At 34.4% G+C, this 22861-nt stretch carries 19 protein-coding genes; 16 read left to right on the top strand and 3 right to left on the bottom strand.

The window, feature by feature from the left end; genetic code table 11:
* Position 1 precedes the first annotated feature (1 nt).
* The 16 genes from GM921_RS01385 to GM921_RS01460 all read left to right on the top strand — a co-directional run bounded on the left by GM921_RS01385 (position 2) and on the right by GM921_RS01460 (position 19037).
* Complete coding sequence (locus GM921_RS01385) at positions 2 to 1192, top strand: phosphoglycerate kinase (RefSeq protein WP_182920824.1); 1191 nt, start codon at positions 2 to 4, stop codon at positions 1190 to 1192.
* A gap of 213 nt (positions 1193 to 1405) precedes the next feature.
* A complete protein-coding gene (gene mraZ, locus GM921_RS01390) occupies positions 1406 to 1876 on the top strand; it encodes a division/cell wall cluster transcriptional repressor MraZ (protein WP_182920825.1) in 471 nt (156 codons plus the stop codon).
* Complete coding sequence (gene rsmH, locus GM921_RS01395; RefSeq protein ID WP_182922212.1) at positions 1866 to 2771, top strand: 16S rRNA (cytosine(1402)-N(4))-methyltransferase RsmH; 906 nt, start codon at positions 1866 to 1868, stop codon at positions 2769 to 2771. Before mraZ ends, rsmH begins: the two co-directional genes overlap by 11 nt.
* Complete coding sequence (locus tag GM921_RS01400; RefSeq protein WP_182920826.1) at positions 2768 to 3184, top strand: FtsL-like putative cell division protein; 417 nt, start codon at positions 2768 to 2770, stop codon at positions 3182 to 3184. Before rsmH ends, GM921_RS01400 begins: the two co-directional genes overlap by 4 nt.
* Complete coding sequence (locus GM921_RS01405; protein ID WP_182920827.1) at positions 3181 to 5283, top strand: penicillin-binding protein; 2103 nt, start codon at positions 3181 to 3183, stop codon at positions 5281 to 5283. The genes GM921_RS01400 and GM921_RS01405 overlap by 4 nt, the downstream gene beginning before the upstream one ends.
* A gap of 1 nt (position 5284) precedes the next feature.
* A complete protein-coding gene (locus GM921_RS01410; RefSeq protein WP_182920828.1) occupies positions 5285 to 6742 on the top strand; it encodes a UDP-N-acetylmuramoyl-L-alanyl-D-glutamate--2,6-diaminopimelate ligase in 1458 nt (485 codons plus the stop codon).
* Entirely contained in the window at positions 6742 to 7989 is a 1248-nt protein-coding gene (gene mraY / locus GM921_RS01415; protein WP_182920829.1) for a phospho-N-acetylmuramoyl-pentapeptide-transferase, read from the top strand. The genes GM921_RS01410 and mraY overlap by 1 nt, the downstream gene beginning before the upstream one ends.
* Positions 7990 to 9333, top strand: coding sequence for a UDP-N-acetylmuramoyl-L-alanine--D-glutamate ligase (gene murD / locus GM921_RS01420; protein ID WP_182920830.1), 1344 nt, complete (start codon positions 7990 to 7992; stop codon positions 9331 to 9333).
* 1 nt (position 9334) lies between these two features.
* Entirely contained in the window at positions 9335 to 10507 is a 1173-nt protein-coding gene (locus GM921_RS01425) for an FtsW/RodA/SpoVE family cell cycle protein (RefSeq protein WP_182920831.1), read from the top strand.
* A 10-nt stretch (positions 10508 to 10517) separates the two neighbouring features.
* On the top strand, positions 10518 to 11627 hold the full coding sequence (murG, locus tag GM921_RS01430; protein ID WP_182920832.1) for an undecaprenyldiphospho-muramoylpentapeptide beta-N-acetylglucosaminyltransferase: 1110 nt from the start codon (positions 10518 to 10520) through the stop codon (positions 11625 to 11627).
* 1 nt (position 11628) lies between these two features.
* Positions 11629 to 12981, top strand: a complete 1353-nt coding sequence (gene murC, locus GM921_RS01435; RefSeq protein WP_182920833.1) for a UDP-N-acetylmuramate--L-alanine ligase — start codon at positions 11629 to 11631, stop codon at positions 12979 to 12981.
* Complete coding sequence (locus tag GM921_RS01440; protein WP_235969757.1) at positions 12974 to 14038, top strand: cell division protein FtsQ/DivIB; 1065 nt, start codon at positions 12974 to 12976, stop codon at positions 14036 to 14038. The genes murC and GM921_RS01440 overlap by 8 nt, the downstream gene beginning before the upstream one ends.
* 25 nt (positions 14039 to 14063) lie before the next feature.
* A complete protein-coding gene (gene ftsA, locus GM921_RS01445) occupies positions 14064 to 15422 on the top strand; it encodes a cell division protein FtsA (RefSeq protein WP_182920834.1) in 1359 nt (452 codons plus the stop codon).
* Between the two features lie 128 nt (positions 15423 to 15550).
* Positions 15551 to 17200, top strand: coding sequence for a cell division protein FtsZ (ftsZ, locus tag GM921_RS01450; protein ID WP_182920835.1), 1650 nt, complete (start codon positions 15551 to 15553; stop codon positions 17198 to 17200).
* 152 nt (positions 17201 to 17352) lie between these two features.
* Positions 17353 to 18597 carry an aminotransferase class I/II-fold pyridoxal phosphate-dependent enzyme gene (locus GM921_RS01455; RefSeq protein ID WP_182920836.1) on the top strand — a complete coding sequence of 415 codons (1245 nt, stop codon included), beginning with the start codon at positions 17353 to 17355 and terminating at the stop codon, positions 18595 to 18597.
* Between the two features lie 263 nt (positions 18598 to 18860).
* Positions 18861 to 19037: a histone H1 gene (locus GM921_RS01460; protein WP_182920837.1), complete on the top strand. Its 177-nt coding sequence runs from the start codon at positions 18861 to 18863 to the stop codon at positions 19035 to 19037.
* A 70-nt stretch (positions 19038 to 19107) separates the two neighbouring features.
* Here the strand turns inward: GM921_RS01460 and dapA are convergent, their stop codons facing one another.
* From dapA to GM921_RS01475, 3 genes are read right to left on the bottom strand one after another with little or no spacing between them, the layout of a single operon-like run.
* Positions 19108 to 19995: a 4-hydroxy-tetrahydrodipicolinate synthase gene (dapA, locus tag GM921_RS01465; protein WP_182920838.1), complete on the bottom strand. Its 888-nt coding sequence runs from the start codon at positions 19993 to 19995 to the stop codon at positions 19108 to 19110.
* Positions 19996 to 20045: 50 nt separating this feature from the next.
* Entirely contained in the window at positions 20046 to 22058 is a 2013-nt protein-coding gene (ligA, locus tag GM921_RS01470; protein WP_182920839.1) for an NAD-dependent DNA ligase LigA, read from the bottom strand.
* A 35-nt stretch (positions 22059 to 22093) separates the two neighbouring features.
* Entirely contained in the window at positions 22094 to 22774 is a 681-nt protein-coding gene (locus GM921_RS01475; RefSeq protein WP_182920840.1) for an ACP phosphodiesterase, read from the bottom strand.
* Positions 22775 to 22861 lie beyond the last annotated feature (87 nt).

Below are 22861 nucleotides of genomic sequence, written 5' to 3' on the forward strand. Positions count from 1 at the left end.
AATGAACACAATAGACAAATGTAATTTTAAGGATAAAAAAGCACTGGTAAGAGTAGATTTTAATGTGCCTTTAGATAAAGATTTTAACATTACCGATGATAAAAGAATGCGTGCCGCCTTACCAACAATTAATAAAATATTAAATGATGGTGGTTCAGTGATTTTAATGTCGCATTTGGGTAGACCAAAAGGTGGACCAGAAGAAAAATATTCTTTAAAACATATTTTAGGTGATTTATCAAGAATGCTCGATTTAACCGTAAAATTTGCTGAAGATTGCATTGGTGCTGATGCAGAAAATAAAGCTAAAAATCTTTTTCCAGGAGAGGTTTTGTTATTGGAAAATTTACGCTTTCATCTAGAAGAAGAAAAAGGAGATGTTGCATTTGCAGAAAAACTATCAAAACTAGGTAATGTATATGTTAATGATGCTTTTGGAACTGCTCATCGTGCTCATGCTTCAACAACTATTGTAGCTCAATTTTTCCCTAATGCAAAATATTTCGGCTATTTAATGGCTGAGGAATTGAAAAATGCCGAGAAAGTAAATAATGGTGCTGCAAAACCATTTACAGCTATTATGGGTGGTGCAAAAGTTTCAGATAAAATTTTATTAATCGAAAGTTTATTAGACAAAGTTGATAATCTGATTATTGGCGGAGGTATGGCGTACACTTTTGCTAAAGCGCAAGGCGGAGAAATCGGCACATCACTTTTAGAAGAAGATCGCATGGCTTTATGTCTCGAATTATTAGATAAAGCAAAAGCTAAAGGGGTAAATTTAATTTTACCAGTTGATACTGTAATTGCTGATAAATTTGATAATGATGCAGCTAAAGAGCAAGTAGATACAGGAAAAATTCCAGCAAATTGGATGGGTTTAGATATTGGCCCAAAAACGATAGAATTATTCAGTGAAACTGTTAAAAATTCTAAAACATTACTTTGGAATGGACCGATGGGCGTTTTCGAAATGGCAAATTTTGAGCAAGGCACAAAAGCTGTCGCTTTAGCAGTAGTTGAAGCAACAAAAAAAGGCGCTTTCTCTTTAATTGGTGGCGGAGATTCGGCTGCTGCGATTGCTAAATTTGGTTTAGAAGATCAAGTAAGCTACGTTTCTACTGGTGGTGGCGCTTTACTAGAATATATGGAAGGTAAAGAATTACCAGGCGTAAAAGCTATTCAAAACTAGATGTAAACAACTCATAATTAGCACTTAAAAGGCGGTGTTTCGGAGATAATTCGAAATACCGCCTTTTTGATTCCCACTAATTTCCTTCAAAAAACACTCAAAAAAGAAGCGAAATGGGGATTTTAAATATGTTGAAAACTTTTTGTGGTAAGAAGTGGTAAATTGTGGTAGAAGTACTTATTTTTACACTACATAAAAAGTGTTGGTGGTAAAATGATACAGCTATTAGGAGAGTTTGATTGTAAATTGGATGCGAAGGGTCGCTTAATGGTGCCTTCGAGTCTAAAAAAACAATTGCCTAGTATAGAGCAAGAGGGCTTGGTCATTAACCGCGGATTTGAAAAACACTTAGTGATTTATCCGAAAAAAGTGTGGGAAGGTATTGTAGCTGAGTTAAGTAAGTTAAATCAGTACGAGAAAAAAACCAGAGAATTTATTCGCTTTTTTACCCGTGGTGCTACAGAGTTAAGCTTAGATGCTTCGGGTAGAGTTTTATTGCCAAAATCTTTATTAGAGTTTGCTGGCATTAATGGCGATGTAGTTTTGGCCTGTCAGTTTGATAAAATTGAAGTGTGGTCTAAAGCTGCTTATGATAATTTATTAGATAACGAGCCAGAGAATTTTGCAAATCTTGCAGAAGAAGTAATGGGTGGTAAAGATAGGAGAGATGAAGATGGAAAATAATTACCACGTACCAGTTTTATTGAAAGAATGCATCGAAGGATTAAATATTAAACCATCTGGAGTATATGTGGATGTTACTTTTGGTGGCGGAGGTCATTCTAAAGAAATATTAAAAAATTTAGGCAAGGATGGAGTCTTAATAGCTTTTGATCAAGATCCGGATGCACAAAGAAATAAGATTAACGATCCACGTTTCATTTTTGTAGATCAAAATTTTGGCTTCCTTAAAAACAATTTACGTTTATTGGGTTACAAACATGTTGATGGTATTTTAGCTGATTTAGGCGTTTCCTCTCATCAATTTAATGAGCCTAGTCGTGGGTTTTCAACTCGTTTCGAGGCAGATTTAGATATGCGTATGGATAAGCAACGTCCATTGACTGCTGCGGTAGTTTTAAATACTTATGCGGAAGATAAATTGCATAAAATCTTCGGGATTTATGGAGAAGTTAAAAATGCGAAATCATTAGCAAGAACGATTGTAGCTAGTCGCATAAATCAGCCAATAGCTACGCTTGCAGATTTTAAAAGTGTAATTGCGGCTCATATTCCAAAGGGAAAAGAGAACAAATACATGGCGCAGGTTTTTCAGGCTTTACGCATTGAGGTAAATGCAGAAATAGAAGTTTTAGAAAGTTTTTTAGAGCAAAGTGCTGTGGTTTTAAATCCAGGTGGTCGATTGGTGGTGATGTCTTATCATTCATTAGAAGATAGACCAGTGAAAAACTTTATCGCTAAAGGAAAATTTAGAGGTGAGGTTGATAAGGATTTCTTTGGTAATGAAGAAAAGCCTTTTAAATCAATAACCCGTAAAGCTGTAATAGCTGATGAAGAAGAGTTGGCAAGGAATAGTCGTGCTAGAAGTGCAAAATTAAGAATTGGAGAAAAAATATGAATAACCAATTCAGAAAAAGGATAGAAGAGCAAGAAGAAGAATTGGAAGCTCAAAAGGGGCAAGAGGTTTCGGAAGAACCTGAGAAGGAAGATGGTCCGACAACGGCCTTTTTTAGAAAATTATTTACAGAAGGAGTTGTAAGTAAAGAATCGGCAACGGATATGCTTCCATTTTTGATTTTTTTGTGCGTTTTGGGGATGATTTATATTGCCAATAGCCACATGGCAGTAAAAAATATACGTGATATAGATAAGTTAAGTAAAGAAGTTAAAGAATTAAGCTGGGAATATAAATCGCTAAAAGCGGATTTAATGTTTAAAAGCAAATTAACTGAAGTGGCAAAAAAAGTAGATACACTAGGCATAAAAGAATTAATAGAGCCGCCTAAAAAAATTATAGTAAACAATCAATGAACATAAGAGCAAATATATTACTGCGTGTGTACTTGGCTTTCGGGCTAATTGTACTTTTCGCCTTTGCTGTTTTGTTGAGGTTGGGCGACGTGCAATTTATTCAGGGGCATAAATGGAAGGCAATGGCCGATAGCCTTTCTACAAAGGAATTTGATATTGAGGCTGCTCGTGGAAATATCTATTCTAACGATGGTAGTCTGTTGGCAACATCAGTTCCTGAATACGAATTACGTATGGATATGTTGGCAGGCGGAATTCAGGATAAAGAAGTATTTGATAGTAAAGTAGATTCTTTAGCTATGAAATTATCCCAATTTTTTGAAGATAAAAGCGCTAAAGATTATTCTCGTTTTTTACGTAAAGCTAGACAAGATAGTGCTCGTTATGTGCTAATTAAACGCAAAGTTTCTTATCAGGATTTAAAAGTAATTAGAACTTTTCCATTGTACAATATTGGAAAATATACTGGCGGTTTAATGGCTATACAGCAGAATAAACGCATTTTACCATTTAAAGATTTAGCAGCAAGAACCATAGGTTATAAAAATGCGAACGTTAAAAATGGTGTTGGTTTGGAAGGTGCTTATGGTAATTATATTAATGGAGAAAGTGGTAAGCAACTGATGCAAAGAATTAGTGGTGGAGTTTGGATTCCAGTAAATAATGATGCTGAGGTTGCACCAAAAGATGGAGCAGATATCATTTCTACTATTGATATTAACATGCAAGATTTAGCTCAAAGTGCATTAAAAGAAGGATTAATTAGAAGCAAGGCACATCATGGAGCTGTAATTGTAATGGAAGTAGCTACTGGCGAAGTTAGAGCAATTGCAAATTATACAAGAATAGAAGAAGGTGTTTATAAAGAGGCATTCAACTATGCGATTGCAGGTAATCAAGATCCTGGGTCAACTTTTAAATTGGCTTCTTATATGGCTTTGCTAGAAGATAAATTGGTGGATACCAATACAATGATTCAAACTGGTTATTATCAAATTCCTGGCCATTTAATTAAAGATTCGCACCCTAAAATTGAAATGGTAACGGTTAAAAGCGCATTTGAAAATTCTTCTAATGCAGCTATTGCAAAATTGATCAATGTAAATTATGGGCAAGATCCTATGAAATTTACAAATCATTTATACAAATGGGGTTTAAATGAAATGATGAAATTGCAAATTCCAGGTGAAGCAAAACCAAATATTAAAAATATTGAAGCAAATAAAAGTTGGAATAAAAATATGACTTTGCCGCAAATGGCTTATGGTTATGAAATGGAATTAACTCCATTAAAGATGCTTTCATTTTATAATGCGGTTGCAAATAATGGGAAATATATTGCTCCAATTTTTGTAAAGGAAATCAGAAGACTGGGCAATCCGATTGAGCAATTTAAGGCAAGAGTAATTAATGAAAAAATATGTTCTGACGTTACTTTGTCTAAGATTAAAAGCATGTTAGAAGGTGTTGTAACAGAAGGAAGTGGAAAGCAAATAGTTTATAATCCACTTTACAAAATTGCTGGTAAAACAGGTACAGCTCAAGTGGCTGATGGTAATTTGGGATACAAAGCTAAAAAGCAATATCAAGCATCTTTTGTTGGTTATTTTCCAGCGGAAAAACCTAAATATTCAATGATTGTAGTAATTAATGATCCCATTGGTGAATATTATGGAGCATTGGTTTCTGGACCAGTTTTCAGAAAAATTGCAGATCGTATTTATGCTGGAGATGTAAATATGTTTAGTAGTGTAAAACAAAATGTAGTTGGAAATACAGTTGCGCCAGAAGCAAAAGCTGGTCAAAGTAAAGCGACGAAAAAAGTGTATAACGCATTTGGCATTAAAGCACTTTATGCAGCAAAATCAGATTATTTCAATTCGGTAGATACAAGTAACGGAATTGCTTATCAAGAAAATACACCAGTTAAAGGTATCATGCCAAATGTAAGTGGTATGGGTTTAAAAGATGCCATGTATTTAATTGGGAATGCTGGTTTAAAAGCAAGAGTAAAAGGTAATGGAAAAGTGAAAAGCCAATCTATACAGCCTGGTAGTAGAATTGGTAAGGGATTAATGGTAGAAATAGAATTACAGTAAGATGCAGTTGCAAGATTTATTATATGGCGTAGCAATTAAAAGTTTGACGGGAAAACCTAATCAAGAGGTTGGTTCTTTGGCTTTTGATTCCCGACAGGTAAAAGATAGCACCTTATTTTTTGCAATAAAAGGAACTGTAGTAGATGGTCACGAATATATAGCGCAAACTATAACTGCTGGTGCAACTGTAGTTATCTGCGAAACTTTACCTACAGAAATAGTATCGACCGTAACTTATGTTGAAGTAGATAATTCTTCGATTGCTTTAGGTGTTGTTGCTAGTAATTTTTATGGAAATCCATCAACCAAACTTAAACTAATTGGTATAACAGGCACCAACGGAAAAACAACAATTGCAACGCTTTTATTCCAACTATTTCGTGGTTTAGGTTATAGTGTTGGTTTAATTTCTACTGTTCAAAATCACATCAATGAAGATATAATTCCTGCAACGCATACCACACCAAACCCAATTGCTTTAAATTCTTTATTGCAGGATATGGTGAATGCAGATTGCGAATATTGTTTCATGGAAGTAAGTTCTCATGCGGTAGTTCAACATCGCATTGCGGGATTAACTTTTGGAGGAGGAGTATTTTCTAACATTACTCACGATCACTTAGATTTTCATCAAACATTTGATAATTATTTAAAAGCTAAAAAGGAATTTTTCGATCATTTACCAAAATCTTCATTCGCATTAACAAACTTTGATGATAAAAATGGTAAAGTGATGCTGCAAAACACAAAGGCAACTAAAAAGACCTATGCTTTAAAACAAATGGCCGATTTTAAAGCGAAAATAATCGAAAATAAGTTTAGCGGATTGAATTTGAACATTGATGATATTGATGTTCATTTTAGAATGGTAGGCTCATTTAATGCTTATAATTTATTGGCAGCGTATGGAACTGCAATTTTATTAGAGCAAGATAAATTAGAGGTTTTAACCATCTTAAGTACACTCGCTGGCGCCGAAGGCAGATTTGATTATACCGTTTCGAAACAAGGAATTATCGGGATAGTAGATTATGCACATACACCAGATGCCGTTCAAAATGTATTAAGTACAGTTGCAAATATTAGAAAAGGCACAGAACAAGTGATTACAGTTTTAGGCTGTGGCGGCGATAGAGATAAAACTAAACGTCCAATTATGGCGCAAGTTGCATGCGATTGGAGCGATAAAGTAATTCTTACATCGGATAACCCGAGAACAGAAGATCCACAAATTATAATTACTGAAATGGAAAAAGGTGTTTCGCCAACTAATCAGCGTAAAACCTTAAGCATTTTAGATAGGAAAGAAGCGATTAAAACAGCCTGCCACATTGCAAAACCTGGAGATATTATCCTAGTTGCAGGAAAAGGTCATGAAAAATACCAAGAAATTAATGGTGTAAGGCATCATTTTGACGATAAAGAAGTACTAATCGAACAACTAAACCAAATCAACTAATGTTATATTTATTATTCGAATATCTGCATAAGCACTATGATTTTCCTGGATTAAGGTTGTTCCAATATCTTACTTTCAGAGCGTCGTTATCAATTATTTTATCGTTGATTATCACTACAGTTTATGGTCGCAGAATTATAGATTATTTACACCGTAAACAAGTTGGCGAAACCGTTAGAAACTTAGGTTTAGAAGGTCAAATGCAAAAACAAGGTACACCTACAATGGGTGGTATTATGATTTTGTTGGGTATTCTAATTCCCACTTTGTTGTTTGCCAATATCACCAATGTGTATGTTATTTTAATGATCATTACCACAGTGTGGATGGGTGTAATTGGTTTTGTTGATGATTATATTAAGGTTTTTAGGAAAAATAAGGAAGGTTTAGCGGGAAGATTTAAAGTAGTAGGACAAGTTGGTTTAGCGGTTATTGTTGGTTTAACTATGTTTTATAACTCAAATATTGTAGTAAGACAAACTGTTGATGAAACTACTGTTTCTAAGAATACAGCTCCGATGATTTTGAGACAAAAAGAAGGTAAATTTTACTATAGTCAAGATGTAAAATCGACGAAAACCAATGTTCCTTTTTACAAAAATAACGAGTTCGATTATGCTAAAGTACTTAAATTCTTAGGTAAGGATTATGAGAAATATGCAATCATTGTATTCCTGTTTTTTGTAATCACAATAGTTACGGCCGTATCAAATGGAGCAAATTTAACAGATGGAATTGATGGTCTGGCGACAGGAACATCAGCGATAATTGGAATAACGTTGGGTATTTTGGCCTACGTTTCTGGTAATACGGTAATTGCCGATTACTTGAATATCATGTACATTCCTAATTCTGGAGAGCTCATCATTTTTGCAGGTGCTTTTGTAGGAGCTTGTGTAGGTTTCTTGTGGTATAATTCTTATCCCGCTCAAATTTTTATGGGCGATACTGGAAGTTTAACTATTGGAGGTATCATTGCTGTTTTTGCAATCATGATTCGTAAAGAATTGTTAATTCCAATTTTGTGCGGTGTGTTTTTGGTCGAAGTTTTATCAGTTACACTTCAAGTAAGTTATTTCAAATACACTAAGAAACGTTTTGGCGAAGGGCGACGGATTTTCTTGATGTCGCCATTGCATCATCATTATCAGAAAAAAGGGTACCACGAGGCAAAAATCGTAACCCGTTTCTGGATTATCGGCATTATGCTGGCAATTATCACATTCGTAACCTTAAAACTACGCTAAATGAAAACAAAGAGGATTGTAATTCTTGGAGCAGGCGAAAGCGGAGTAGGTGCGGCAAAGTTGGCGCAAAAACATGGTTTTGATGTTTTTGTATCAGATTTTGGCGCTATTGCTGATCGCTATAAATCAGCTTTGCAAGAATTAAAAATCTCTTTTGAGGAAAAACAACATACTAATGAGCTGATATTGAATGCAACAGAGGTGATAAAAAGCCCAGGTATTCCAACTACCGCACCAATTGTTAAAGCATTAGTTAAAAATAACATTCCAGTAATCTCGGAAATTGAGTTTGCGAAAAGATATACCACTGCCAAAACTATTTGCATTACAGGTTCAAATGGTAAATCAACGACAACGATGTTGATTTATCACATTCTTCAAAATGCAGGTGTAAATGTTGGTTTGGGTGGAAATATCGGTCAGAGTTTTGCCGCTCAAGTTTGTGAAGCAGAATACGATTGGTATGTATTAGAAATATCAAGCTTTATGCTGGATGATATGTATGATTTTAAAGCAGATATCGCTGTTTTGTTAAACATTACTCCAGATCATTTAGACCGTTACGATTATAAATTAGAAAACTATGCTGCATCAAAAATGCGCATTGTTCAAAATCAAACTGATAAAGATTTTTTCATTTACTGCGCTGATGATGAAGAAACTCTAAAATCCTTACAAAAAACTAAAATAAACGCTAAGCAATATCCTTTTTCAATTCGTAAAAAAGTAGAAGAAGGTGCTTACTTAGAAGACCAAACTATACACATCAACACACACCTTAAACAACCATTCACCATGTCAATTTCAGAGTTAGCCTTACAGGGCAAGCACAACATTTACAACTCTATGGCTTCGGGCATAGTAGCCAAAGTTTTAGAGTTACGTAATGAAACCATCCGCGAAAGCATGGGTAACTTTAAAAATATTGAGCATCGTTTGGAGTTTGTTGCCAAAATATCTGATGTGACCTACATTAATGATTCTAAAGCAACGAATGTAAATTCTACTTGGTATGCCTTAGAAAGTGTGGGCTCGGATGTGGTTTTAATTATGGGAGGAGTTGATAAAGGAAATGATTATAGCATGTTGAAAGATTTAGTGCGTAGTAAAGTTAGTGCCATTGTGTGTATGGGCAAAGACAATAAACGCATTCACGAAGCTTTTGAAGATGATGTAGATATTATTGTAAATACGTTTTCTGCAGCAGAAGCAGTTCAAGTGGCGTACCATTTAGCAAAAAAAGGAAATACAGTGTTGTTATCTCCAGCTTGTGCAAGTTTCGATTTATTTAAAAACTACGAAGATAGAGGCAACCAATTTAAAGCAGCGGTAAAAGAATTATAAGATGTTTAATATCAATGCACTTTTAGAAAGAACCAAAGGGGATCGATGGATTTGGTTGATAATTATCATGTTATCACTGATTTCTATTATGGCTGTTTATAGCGCAACTGGAGCTATTGCTTATAAAAAGGGAATAACTGTAGAAAAATATTTGCTGTATAAACACGTAATTTTTGTGCTTTTGGGTATTGCAATGATTTATATTTCGCACCTGCTGGATTATAAATATTATTCAGGAATTTCTAAAATATTAATGATTGTTACCATTCCATTATTGTTCTACACTTTGATATTTGGAAGCAGTATTAATGATGCGTCTCGTTGGGTAAAAATTCCAGTAATTGGTTTAACTTTTCAAACATCCGATTTAGCAAAATTAGCTTTGATTACTTTTTTAGCAAGGATGTTAACTAGAAAACAAGAAAATATCAAGGATGTAAAAAACTCGTTTGTGCCTATTATGGGTTCGGTTTGTGTAGTTTTCATTCTAATCGCGTTAGCCAATTTATCTACCGCATTAATGTTATTTGGTGTAAGTATTTTACTGTTGATTATAGGTCGTATTAGTATTAAACAAATTGCAATAGTTTGTGCGGGGGGGATTGTTTTATTAATGTTTGTGGTTTTTTTAGGCCCTAGAAGGGAGACCTATAAATCTCGTATTAATTCGTTCATGCATCCAGAACGACAAACTTCTGATAAAAATTACCAGGCAAATCATTCAAAAATTGCCTTAGCAACTGGTGGGTTATTTGGTAAAGGACCGGGTAATAGTACGGAGCGTAACTTCCTACCTCACCCATATTCTGATTTTATTTTTGCCATTATTATCGAAGAATATGGAACAGTTGGAGGTTTAGCCATTGTAGTGCTATACCTGGTTTTGCTTTACCGATGCGTTCGGATTGTAACTCGAAGTCCCAAGGCATTTGGTGCATTGCTGGCAGCAGGGCTGAGTTTTAGCCTAACCATACAAGCTTTTGCCAATATGGCTGTGGCAGTTGGTTTAGGTCCGGTAACAGGTGTGCCATTGCCATTGGTAAGTATGGGCGGTACATCCATGATATTTACAAGTATAGCTTTTGGTATTATTTTAAGTGTAAGCCGAGATGTAGAAGAACATAGTAGTAAAAAAGAAAAAGTTATTGTTGGAGAAATTCCAGCGATGGCATAAAATAATAACAATGAATAATTTCCCAAAAATTATCATATCTGGAGGTGGCACAGGCGGGCATATTTTTCCCGCTATTGCCATTGCCAATGCTTTAAAAAGTATTTCGCCCAATTGTGAAATTCTTTTTGTAGGCGCAATTGGCAGAATGGAAATGGAAAAAGTTCCAGCCGCTGGATATAAAATTGTGGGTTTAAATATAAGTGGGATACAAAGAGGCTCTATTCTAAAAAATTTAGGTTTGCCTTTTAAAGTAATTTCAAGTGTGCGCAAGGCGATAAAATTAATTTCAGATTTCAAGCCAGATGCTGTTGTTGGAGTTGGAGGTTATGCTTCTGGTCCGTTATTGTATGCAGCATCATTAAAGAAAATTCCTTATCTGATACAGGAACAAAATTCATACGCAGGCATAACCAATAAATTATTAGGTAAAAGTGCTGCTAAAATTTGTGTTGCATTTGATGGAATGGAAGCATTCTTTCCGGCAGATAAAATACTGAAAACTGGAAATCCTGTTAGAACAAGCATTGTTGATATTGAAGGAAAACATCATGCAGGTGCAGAATTATTAAAATTAGATCCTTTAAAGAAAACGATATTAATTACTGGCGGAAGTTTAGGTGCTGGAACGTTAAATAAAAGCATTGAAAAACATTTGCCAGAGATTATCGCACAAGATGTGCAAATAGTATGGCAAACGGGTAAGTTTTATTACAAAGGCATTATCGAAAGATTAGGTTTAGACTACCACCCAAATGTTTGCATTTTGGAATTTTTAAATAAAATGGATTTAGCTTACGCAGCTGCTGATTTAATTATTTCTAGAGCTGGCGCAGGAACAATTGCCGAACTGTGTTTAATTAAAAAACCAGTGATTTTAGTGCCGTCGCCAAATGTTGCAGAAGATCATCAAACGAAAAATGCAATGGCATTGGTTAAAAATGATGCAGCAATTTTAATTAACGATCGCTCGGCTGAAGATACATTAGTTGCCGAAGCGTTGAAATTATTGGAAAATACAACACGTTGTAAATCACTAAGTGAAAATATAGGTAAAATGGCATTAAAAGATGCCGACATAATTATTGCAGAAGAAGTATTGAAATTAGTTAATAGATCATAAAATGGAATTGGCAAATATAAATAGGGTGTATTTTGTGGGTATCGGTGGTATCGGTATGAGTGCGCTTGCTCGCTATTTTGCCAAACGTGGTGTTGTAGTTTGTGGATACGATAAAACGCGAACTAATCTAACAATTGAATTAGAACGTGAAGGGATTTTGATTACGTATTTAGACGAAGAATCTGCAGTTTCAATTTGCTTTCAAAAGAATCACGATGATACGTTGGTAGTTTATACACCAGCAATTCCTAAAAATTCTAATATCCTAAATCATTTTAAAAACAATGGCTTTAGTTTAAAAAAACGTTCTGAAGTTTTAGGAATTATTAGTCAAGGAATGTTTTGCATTGCTGTTGCTGGTACGCATGGTAAAACTACAACTTCATCAATGATTGCGCATCTGTTAACAGATACAGGTTTTGGCTGTACTGCATTTTTAGGTGGCATAACAAGTAATTATAACAGCAATGTTTTATTCGGAAAGAATAATGTGGTAGTTGTAGAAGCTGATGAATACGATCGTTCTTTTTTAACGCTTCACCCAGATGTGGCTGTTATAACATCAATGGATGCAGATCATTTGGATATTTATGGAGATGAAAGTCATTTGCACGAATCATTTCACCTATTTGCTAATCAGTTAAAAACAGATGGTAAATTATTCGTTAAAGATGGTTTGCCTTTAGATGGAATAACATATAGTGTAACTGAAAATTCTGCATTAAGAGCGAGTAATATTCATGTAGAAAATGGAAATTTTGTTTTCGATTTCGAAGATGGTTACACTACAATTAAAGAGTTGAACTTGGCAATGCCAGGAAAACACAATGTAGAAAATGCAGTTGCAGCAATTGGTGTTGCCTTGAGTTTGGGTATTCATCCAAAAAGTATTAAAAAGGCAGTTGCTTCATTTAAAGGGGTAAAACGCAGATTTGAAAAACAAGTAAATACATCAAAACATATTTATATTGATGATTATGCGCATCATCCTGAGGAATTAAGAGCGTGCTTTGATGCAGTTAAACAATTACATCCTGATAAGAAATTAACTGTAATATTTCAACCTCATTTATTTACACGTACTCGTGATTTTGCCGATGATTTTGCAAAAGTTTTAAGCACAGCTGATGATGTAGTTTTATTAGAAATTTATCCAGCAAGAGAATTACCAATTGAAGGTGTTAATTCGCAAATGTTACTAGACAAAATTACAAGTGCAAACAAAGAATTATGTGGAAAAGATTCGGTGGTAGAACACATAAAGAACAAAAATCCTGAACTACTTTTGACAGTTGGTGCTGGAGATATTGATACGTTGGTAGAACCATTAAAAAATGCCTTAAATCATGCTTAAGAGAATAAATTGGAAAGCGATTTTTAAAGGATTTGCTTGGCTTATTTGCCTAGCAGGGATGGTTGTGCTCATGAGTTTTATCGAAAATAAAAAACATGGAGTAAAATGTACTAATGTTAAAATATTAATTCCAGGAGCTGATAATTTTATTGAACGAGAAGAGATCGATGCAATTTTAAAACAAAGTCAAGGAGAATTAATAGGTCGAAATTTAGAGCAGATAAACATCCATCAAATTGAAAAAACCTTAAAAGCTAATCCTTACATCGCATTTGCAAAAGTTTATGCAGATATGAATGGGATTATAAATATTGAGGTTAAACAACGTCAACCGGTGTTAAGAATTTTGAATGCTGGCGGACAAGATTATTACATTGATAGTGATGGTTTGAAAATGCCAATGTCGCCAAACTTTACCGCGAATGTTTTAGTAGCTACGGGAAATATTTTAGAAGGTTTTGGTGGTAAAGTAGACACTTTATTTACACCACTTGCATCAGATTTGTATAAAACTGCTTTGTTTATAAAGAAAGATACATTGTGGGATGCTCAGATTGAGCAAATGTATGTGAACGATAAAAATGATATTGAATTAGTTCCTCGTGTAGGAAATCAACGTATTATTTTGGGAAATGCCGATTCACTTGAAACGAAAATGAATAATCTATTGGCTTTTTATAAACAAGCAATGCCACTAGTTGGATGGAATGCGTATAAAACCATCAATTTGAAATACATTAATCAAATTGTTTGTGAAAAGAACGATTCGTTAGCAGTTAAAAAAACTGCACCAATAGTAGTAAGCGATAGTACAGTTGTAGCGAAAAAAGAAGTTGATTCACTGATAAAAGATGCGATACAAGATGAAATTAAAAAGGCATCAGCCGATGCTGCAACAGTTAAGAAAATAACACCAAAAGCTAGTACACCTACAGTTACAAAACCAGTAAGTGTAAAAGAAAAACCAGAAACACCAGCAAAAATAGTAGCCACGAAGGAAAAACCTAAACCAGTTGCTACAACAAAAGAGAAAACAGATACCAAGAAAAATAAATAAACAAACTCAACAAAATAATAAAGTTATGGGCAAAGAAAAATCTACCATTCAATCTCCAATCGTAGTAGGATTAGATATTGGTACAACAAAGATTTGTGTTATTGTGGGGCGCAGAACACAACACGATAAAATTGAAGTTTTAGGCATCGGAAAAGCAGAATCTGCAGGGGTAACTCGCGGTGTAGTTTCCAATATTCAAAAAACGGTTCAAGGAATTGCCTCGGCAGTAGAATTGGCAAGCGGTCAATCTAATGTAGAAATCCGTGTGGTAAACGTAGGTATCGCTGGTCAGCATATTAAGAGTTTGCAACATCGCGGAATTTTAACGCGTAGAGAGCTAAATAATGAGATTAGCAAAAAAGACATAGACAAATTGGTAGATGATATGTTTAAGCTGGTTATGCCCCCTGGCGAAGAAATTATTCATGTATTGCCCCAAGAATTTACTATTGACAATGAACCTGGTATCAAAGACCCAATTGGTATGGCAGGCGTTCGTTTAGAAGCGAATTTCCATATTATTTCTGGTCAAGTAACTGCGGTTAAAAATATTATGCGTTGTGTAACCAATGCAGGTTTACAAACACAAGAGCTTATTTTAGAGCCTCTTGCATCTTCAGAATCGGTGTTGAGCGACGAAGAAAAAGAAGCAGGTGTGTGTTTAGTTGATATTGGTGGTGGTACCACAGATATTGCTATTTTCCACGAAGGAATTATTCGCCACACGGCTGTAATCCCATTTGGTGGTAATAGCGTAACCGAAGATATTAGAGAAGGTTGCTCGGTTATGCGTAATCAAGCAGAGCTGTTAAAAACTCGTTTCGGATCAGCATTGGCTGAAGAAAATAAAGAAAACGAAATTATTTGTGTGCCAGGATTGAGAGGTAGAGAACCAAAAGAAATTTCGGTAAAAAACTTAGCGTATGTCATCCAGGCCCGTATGGAAGAGATAGTTGAGCATGTTTACTACGAAATAAAATCTTCTGGATATGAAAAAAAATTGATTGGTGGTGTAGTAATTACTGGTGGTGGAGCGTTATTAAAACATCTAAACCAATTAGTAGAATATGTAACTGGATTAGATTGCCGTGTGGGATATCCGAACGAGCATTTATCAAAATATGAAGATATGCCGAAAACAATTTACGATGATTTGAAAAGCCCAATGTATGCAACCAGTGTTGGTTTGTTGATAAAAGGAATTCAAAAAGCGGAAGAATTGTTAGAGGAAATGAAACAACCGGGAGTTTTTGTAGAACAGCCTACTGTAGCAAAAGAAAAAGTAAAACGCAGCGGTGGATTGTTTGATAAACTACTGAAAAAAACTACAGATTTCATCAAGGATGATATGAATGTAAGCGACGAAGATTACATTAAACCGTAATATTTTTCCACAATTTGGGATTTTTCCACATTATTAACACTTGTGGAAAACGCCTGTTAAAAAAGTGTTAATATTACAAAAGAGATGAACAGAAAATTTCAATTTTTAAACAACTGATTCATAACGATATGAAGTTCGAAATGTTAAAAGATAAGTCGTCAATCATCAAAGTAATTGGTGTTGGTGGCGGTGGAGGTAATGCGGTAAACCATATGTACCGTCAAGGAATTACTGGTGTAGACTTTATTATTTGTAATACTGATGCGCAAGCATTGGAGTTTAGCCCAATTCCAAACAAGGTACAATTAGGTTCTAGCTTAACCGAAGGAATGGGTGCAGGCTCAATTCCAGAAGTTGGTAAAAACTCGGCTATTGAAAATATAGACGATATAAAAGCCATGCTTGGTAGCACAACCAAAATGCTTTTCATTACAGCAGGCATGGGTGGTGGTACTGGTACAGGCGCTAGTCCGATTATTGCACAAGCTGCAAAAGAACTTGATATTTTAACGGTTGCTATCATTACAACACCTTTTGCTTTTGAAGGTAAAAGACGTAAAATGCAAGCTGATGATGGTTTAGATGAATTGAAAAAATATGTAGATTCATATTTAGTGATCTCTAACGACAGATTGCGTGAAATCTTTGGAAACTTAACCTTAGGTTCAGCTTTCGCACAGGCAGATGATATTTTAACAACTGCCGCAAAAGGAATTGCAGAAATTATTACTGTTCCTGGTTATATCAACGTTGATTTTAAAGACGTACGTACTGTGATGAAAGACAGTGGTGTATCTATAATGGGTAGTTCTGCTGCTGAAGGTGAAAACCGTGCATTAGCAGCTGTAGAAGGTGCATTAGCATCTCCATTATTAAAAGATAATGAAATTGAAGGAGCAAGATATATCTTATTAAACATTAGTTCTGGTTTACGTGAAGTAACAATGGACGAAGTTTCTATCATTACTGATTTTATCCAAGATAAGGCAGGCCTTTCTGCAGATTTAATTTGGGGTAATTGTATTGATGAAAACTTAGGTGATAAATTATCAGTAACTATTATTGCTACTGGCTTCCAAACGACAGAACAAAGAGCAAAAGATAAACAGAATGTTAAAAAAATCTCTTTATTAACTCCTGAAGAGGCTCCATTAGTTAGACCTGTTGAACCAGTAAATTCTTTTATTGAAGCTAAACCAGAACCCATTAGTACAGAGCCTGTTTTAAAAGTACAAGAAGAGCAAAAACAATCTGATTTATTTGGTGATTTATTTAACTTAAATAGAGCTCCTAAAGTTGAAGAGCAAGAAAACTTAACCATTGTTCATCAATTAGCTGCAGAAGAAGAAATTCCAGTTGCTGAAGCCGCTCAAGAAGCAGGTTTCGAATTTGAAGTAAAGCTTTCAGAAACTGATTTTGTATTTGAAACTCCGGTTGCAGAACTTGAAGTAGAAGAAGAGATTTATGTTCCTGAGCCAATTGCCGAACTAGAAGAAGTTGGTGCAGATGATGATAAAAATGATGAATCGATTGAAGATCAGTTGAAAAAATCTAAGGAAAGAATTTTAAGACTGAAAGATTTGAGCATGAAATTGCGCACTACAAATGGTTTGCAAGAGTTAGAAAATGAACCAGCTTATAAACGTAAGCAAATGCAATTACAGCAAGTTCAACATTCTTCAGAGTCACAAGTTTCGAGATTTACATTAAGTAATGATGAAGATGGATCAACAGAGATTAGACCAAATAATTCATTTTTACACGATAACGTTGATTAATAAACCAAATAAATAAATATACGAAGCCTTAACAATGAAAATTGCTAAGGCTTTTTTTGTGCTATAAATCTGCCCTTAACGAGTTGTTAAATAGGTATTTTAAGCGTAAATTTGCACCATAAAAAATCAGGTAACACTAAAAATATATAACATTGGATATTTTCGATAAAGTAGCAAAACGCATGGGCCCAATCGGGCAACACCAAAAATGGTCTCATGGATATTTCTCTTTTCCTAAATTAGAGGGAGAGATTGCACCACACATGAATTTTAGAGGTAAAGAGCATTTGGTTTGGAGTTTAAACAACTATTTAGGCCTTGCTAATCACCCAGAAGTTAGAGAAGCAGATGCAAAAGGAGCAGCAGAATTTGGTATGGCTTACCCAATGGGTGCACGTATGATGTCTGGTAATTCTAAATATCATGAACAATTAGAACAAGAATTAGCTGAGTTTGTAGGTAAGGAAGATGCATTTGTACTGAACTATGGCTACCAAGGTATGGTTTCTATTATTGATGCTTTGGTTGATAGAAATGATGTTGTTGTTTACGATGGTGAATCTCATGCTTGTATTGTTGACGGTTTGCGTTTACACATGGGCAAGCGTTTTGTATATAAACACAATAACATTGAAGATTGCAAAAAACAATTAGAAAGAGCTAAAAAATTAGCCGAACAAACTGGGGGGGGCATTTTAGTAATTACCGAAGGCGTTTTCGGAATGTCTGGTGCTCAAGGTAAATTAAAAGAAATTATCGAACTTAAAAAAGATTTTAATTTCCGTTTATTGATTGACGATGCGCATGGTTTTGGTACTATGGGGCCAACGGGTGCAGGTACACATGAAGCACAAAACTGTATTGATGGCATAGATGTTTATTTTGGAACATTTGCTAAATCTATGGCAGGTATTGGTGGATTTGTTGCATCAACTGCAGAATTAACCAATTACTTTAGATATAATTTACGTTCTCAAACCTATGCGAAAGCATTGCCAATGCCTATGGTAATTGGTTTGTTGAAACGTCTAGAATTGCTGAAAAATAATCCTGAATTAAGAGAGAAATTGTGGAAAGTTGCAACAACTTTGCAAAATGGATTGAAAGAAAGAGGTTTTGATATCGGTGTAACGGATACAGTGGTTACGCCTGTTTTCTTAAAAGGGGAATTATTAGAAGCTACAGCATTAACCATGGATTTGCGTGAGAACTATGGTATTTTCTGTTCAATTGTAGTATATCCAGTTATACCAAAGGGGATGATTGAGTTAAGGTTAATTCCTACTGCTGTACATAGCATGGAAGATGTACAACGAACATTGGATGCCTTTAGTGAAGTGTCTGATAAATTAAAAAGTGGCCACTACAAAGAAGCTAAAATACCCACAACATCATAAAAAATAATTAAAACATAAAAAATGCCCTCACAATACTGTAGAGGGCATTTTTATTTTAAAATTAATGTAAATTACTGAAAATCAATTAAATAACTATATTTTTAGATATCTCGGTTGTTCATAACCATCTAAAATGTGGAAAAAAACAGCTGTTTAAGCACTTTTTTATTGTTGCAAAAATTTTTTTATTAAAATAAACCTCTTACTTTAGTATAGAGTATTAATCAAAACCTTAAAAAAAACTAAAAAGGAGTAATTAAAAAATGAAAAAATTTAACGAAGTTAAAGCACTTGTTGCAGCTTTAGAAGCTGATGCAGACAAATTCTACAACAAAGCAAACAGCGCAGCAGGTACACGTGTGCGTAAAGGTATGCAAGATCTTAAAAACTTAGCTCAAAGCATTCGTTTAGAGATTCAAGACACTAAAAACAAAGCTTAATTAGCATTTTTGTTAAAAAAGAAAAGCGCCCATAACCGAGGCGCTTTTTTTATGCTATATTTTTTGAAATTTATACTATTACCGATAAACCTTCTAATTGTGCAGCTAAACTTTTATTAAGCGTTGTAGAAGCTTTAACAAGTGGAAGTCGTACAATGTCATCGCAAATATTCAATTGCTTTAAAACAGCTTTAACTCCTGCAGGATTTCCTTCTGCAAACATTAATCTTGTTATTTCTAATAAACTTAAATGTGTTGGTAGAGCCGATGAAAAATCTCCTTTTAGACAAAGATTAATCATTGATGATAATTGTTTAGGCAAAGCATTTCCAATTACTGAAATTACACCAACTGCTCCAATTGAAATCATGGGTAAAGCAATCGGATCATCTCCAGAAATTAATAAAAAATCTGCAGGTTTATCTCTCATAATCTGATTGAACTGTTCAAAACTTCCAGAAGCTTCTTTCGTTGCGATTACGTTTTTAAAATCATGTGCTAAACGACAGGTAGTTTCTGCACTCATATTACTTCCAGTACGACCAGGTACATTGTATAAAATGATTGGCAACTCACTTAACTCACTAAGATATTTGTAATGCTGATAAATTCCTTCTTGCGTTGGTTTGCTATAATAAGGGCTAACGGAAAGTACAGCACTGTAATTGTTGTTCTCAAATGTTTTAATTGTATCGCCGATGGCAAATGTATCATTGCCGCCAATACCAGCAACTAAAGGCAAGCGACCATTGTTAATTTCAGCAGTAAAATCCCACACCTTCTTCTTCTCGTCCTTGTTTAATGTAGCTGTTTCGCCTGTTGTACCTAAGGATACAAGGTAATCTATACCTCCATCAACCAAGTGATTAATCAGATTTTTTAAACCCTGATAATCTACCGTTCCGTCTGTGTTAAAAGGTGTAACTAGGGCTACACCAGTACCGTGAAATTTGTTCATTTTTAATTAGTCAGTTATTTTATTTAGTATCAAAACAATGTCTTGATGTTTTATTCGAGTATTTTCAAAAGCTCATCTTCGCTAATTAAAGGAACATTTAATTTTGTCGCCTTTTCTAGTTTAGAAGGCCCCATGTTATCGCCAGCGACTAAATAATTTAACTTTGCTGAAATTCCGCTTAGAATTTTACCGCCATTTTCTTCAATAAGTGCCTTTAATTCTTCTCTGCTGTACTTTTCGAAAACGCCCGAAATTACGAAAGTTTTTCCTAATAATCTATCACTTTGATAGACTATTGTCGTTTCTTCTACTTCAAATTTTAAACCAGCTGTTTTTAGTAATTCAATTTGCTTTAAATGATCGGATTTGCTAAAATATTCTTGTATGCTTTCTGCAATGCGACCACCAATTTCATCAACGGCTGTTAATTCTTCAATCGATGCATTTGCTAAATTGTCTATATTTTTTAAACCTTTGGCTAATTTTTTAGCGACAGTTTCGCCAACATATCGTATTCCTAAACCAAAAAGTACTTTTTCAAAAGGCATCTGTTTTGAATTTTCAATGCCTTTTAACATGTTTTCTATCGATCGTTCACCAAAACGTTCTATCAATTTAAGTTCATCGGCTTTTTCATGTAACGTATATAAATCACTAATGTGAGCTACTAATCCTCTTTGATAAAAAGTTTCTATCGTTTCATCACCTAATCCATCAATATTCATCGCTTTGCGCCCAATAAAATGCTGTATTTTGCCTACAATTTGTGGTGGACAACCCTCATCGTTTGGACAATAAAATGCAACTTCTCCTTCTTTTCTAATCAACTCTGTTTCGCATTCTGGGCAATGGGTAAGATAGACGATTGGTTGAGAATTTGGCTTTCTCAACTCTAAATTGACCTTAATTATTTTTGGGATAATTTCTCCGCCTTTTTCGACGAAAACAGTATCGTTTTCATGTAAATCCAAGCGGATAATCTCATCTGCATTGTGCAAAGTTGCCCGTTTAACAGTTGTACCAGCTAATAAAACTGGTTTAAGATTAGCAACTGGTGTAACAGCTCCAGTTCTTCCAACTTGGTAAGTTACTTTTTCTAAAACAGTTTGTACTTCAGCAGCTTTGTATTTATAAGAAATCGCCCAACGGGGCGATTTAGCTGTAAAACCTAGCTCTTGTTGTTGCGCATAACTATTTACTTTAATTACGATGCCATCAATATCATAACCTAATTTAAAGCGATGTTCTTCCCAATAGACGATGAACTCCAAAACATCATTTATGTTTTTGCTTAAACGAGTATGTTCACAAACATTAAAACCCCATTTTTTAACAGAATTTAAGCTTTCCCAATGTGTTTTAAATAGTTGTTTATCACTATAAAGTGCGTATAAAAAACAGTCTAACGGGCGTTTGCTTACTTCTTTTGAATCTTGCATTTTTACAGTTCCACTTGCAAAATTTCGTGGATTTGCATACGGCACTTCGCCTAATTCTTCACGTTCTTTATTTAAACGTTCAAACGCAGCACGATGCATAAAAACTTCACCACGAATTTCGAAAACTTCAGGAATATTTTCTCCTTTTACTTGATGCGGAATGGTATGAATAGTTTTAATATTTGTAGTTACATCATCGCCTTGCATACCATCACCACGTGTAACTGCTCTTGCTAAAACTCCATTTTCATAGGTTAAACTAATCGATAATCCATCAAATTTCAACTCACAAACATATTCAAAATCATCGCCGATGGCTTTTTTTACACGTTCATCAAAATCACGTAAATCTTGCTCATTATACGTGTTACCCAATGATAACATGGGCCATTTGTGTTTTACAGTTACGAAATTTTTGGTAATGTCGCCGCCAACTTTTTGAGTAGGAGAGTTTGGATCAGCAAATTCTGGATATTCTTTTTCTAGTTGAGCAAGTTGCTCTAATTTTTGATCAAACTCGTAATCGGCAATGGTAGGCATTGCTAATACATAATAATTATAGGTATGCTGATTTAACTCAGTAACCAAGGCTTCCATTTGTTCTTTTACTGCAAAAATCGACATACAACAAATATAAAAAAACGGCTTAAACCACTAGCTTATTTTTTCAAAAGCTTGCTTTCTATTTCATTAAAAATGGATATATAATCTTTTTCGATGGAAGTTTTATAAATCACTAACTGTTCATTTAATAATCCAACAGTTGTTTCATTTAAAGGATGAGGCCATAAACGCATACAAATTCGCTGTAAAGCATAGCTGATATTTTCTAATTTTTGGTAGCTTAATAAATACCTGCTTGATCTGAAACTGTTTAAAAAACCAAAGAATTTATCGGTATCATCACATCCACATTTCTTTAAGAATGTATTTAAAAATTCATCATCAACTTTGTTTAAATGATCATAAAATGAATTGATATTTATGATATTATCTTCGACCAATAAATGATCTAAAACTAATTCCACTCCAATATGTGCTAAAAATGATGGACGTACTGGACTATCTTGAAGTATTGGGATAAGTAATTTTTTAAGCTTTGCAGTTTCGGCATTAAAAAAATCAGATGAATGGAATAATAGATCGACTTCTAAATGCCTTTTCCATCCTTTTAGTAAAGAATTCAGTTGATTATCATCTGTAAAAAGTTCTTCCTTTTTTTGAGGATAAAAATTCCAGTCTTTGTGCGCATTTTTAACCAAGTCGGGCAAAACCGTTCCGATAACCATGTTTTCATCTTGGTTTTTTCTTTCAAAATAAAAATGCGAAAGGAAGTTCATGTCGTAAAGATAATTGTTAAAGTATAAAGTAGCATGTATTGAATATCAAGATAAGGTCAGTTTCAACTTTGGGCTTTCTGCTTAAAA

This window comes from Pedobacter planticolens, assembly GCF_014172375.1.
GTDB classification, from domain to species: Bacteria; Bacteroidota; Bacteroidia; order Sphingobacteriales; family Sphingobacteriaceae; genus Pedobacter; species Pedobacter planticolens.

Coding starts and splice junctions, on each gene's coding strand:
- GM921_RS01385 (WP_182920824.1), top strand. CDS start 2: ATGAACACAATAGACAAATGTAATTTTAAGGATAAAAAAGCACTGGTA.
- mraZ (WP_182920825.1), top strand. CDS start 1,406: ATGATACAGCTATTAGGAGAGTTTGATTGTAAATTGGATGCGAAGGGT.
- rsmH (WP_182922212.1), top strand. CDS start 1,866: ATGGAAAATAATTACCACGTACCAGTTTTATTGAAAGAATGCATCGAA.
- GM921_RS01400 (WP_182920826.1), top strand. CDS start 2,768: ATGAATAACCAATTCAGAAAAAGGATAGAAGAGCAAGAAGAAGAATTG.
- GM921_RS01405 (WP_182920827.1), top strand. CDS start 3,181: ATGAACATAAGAGCAAATATATTACTGCGTGTGTACTTGGCTTTCGGG.
- GM921_RS01410 (WP_182920828.1), top strand. CDS start 5,285: ATGCAGTTGCAAGATTTATTATATGGCGTAGCAATTAAAAGTTTGACG.
- mraY (WP_182920829.1), top strand. CDS start 6,742: ATGTTATATTTATTATTCGAATATCTGCATAAGCACTATGATTTTCCT.
- murD (WP_182920830.1), top strand. CDS start 7,990: ATGAAAACAAAGAGGATTGTAATTCTTGGAGCAGGCGAAAGCGGAGTA.
- GM921_RS01425 (WP_182920831.1), top strand. CDS start 9,335: ATGTTTAATATCAATGCACTTTTAGAAAGAACCAAAGGGGATCGATGG.
- murG (WP_182920832.1), top strand. CDS start 10,518: ATGAATAATTTCCCAAAAATTATCATATCTGGAGGTGGCACAGGCGGG.
- murC (WP_182920833.1), top strand. CDS start 11,629: ATGGAATTGGCAAATATAAATAGGGTGTATTTTGTGGGTATCGGTGGT.
- GM921_RS01440 (WP_235969757.1), top strand. CDS start 12,974: ATGCTTAAGAGAATAAATTGGAAAGCGATTTTTAAAGGATTTGCTTGG.
- ftsA (WP_182920834.1), top strand. CDS start 14,064: ATGGGCAAAGAAAAATCTACCATTCAATCTCCAATCGTAGTAGGATTA.
- ftsZ (WP_182920835.1), top strand. CDS start 15,551: ATGAAGTTCGAAATGTTAAAAGATAAGTCGTCAATCATCAAAGTAATT.
- GM921_RS01460 (WP_182920837.1), top strand. CDS start 18,861: ATGAAAAAATTTAACGAAGTTAAAGCACTTGTTGCAGCTTTAGAAGCT.
- dapA (WP_182920838.1), bottom strand. CDS start 19,995: ATGAACAAATTTCACGGTACTGGTGTAGCCCTAGTTACACCTTTTAAC.
- ligA (WP_182920839.1), bottom strand. CDS start 22,058: ATGTCGATTTTTGCAGTAAAAGAACAAATGGAAGCCTTGGTTACTGAG.
- GM921_RS01475 (WP_182920840.1), bottom strand. CDS start 22,774: ATGAACTTCCTTTCGCATTTTTATTTTGAAAGAAAAAACCAAGATGAA.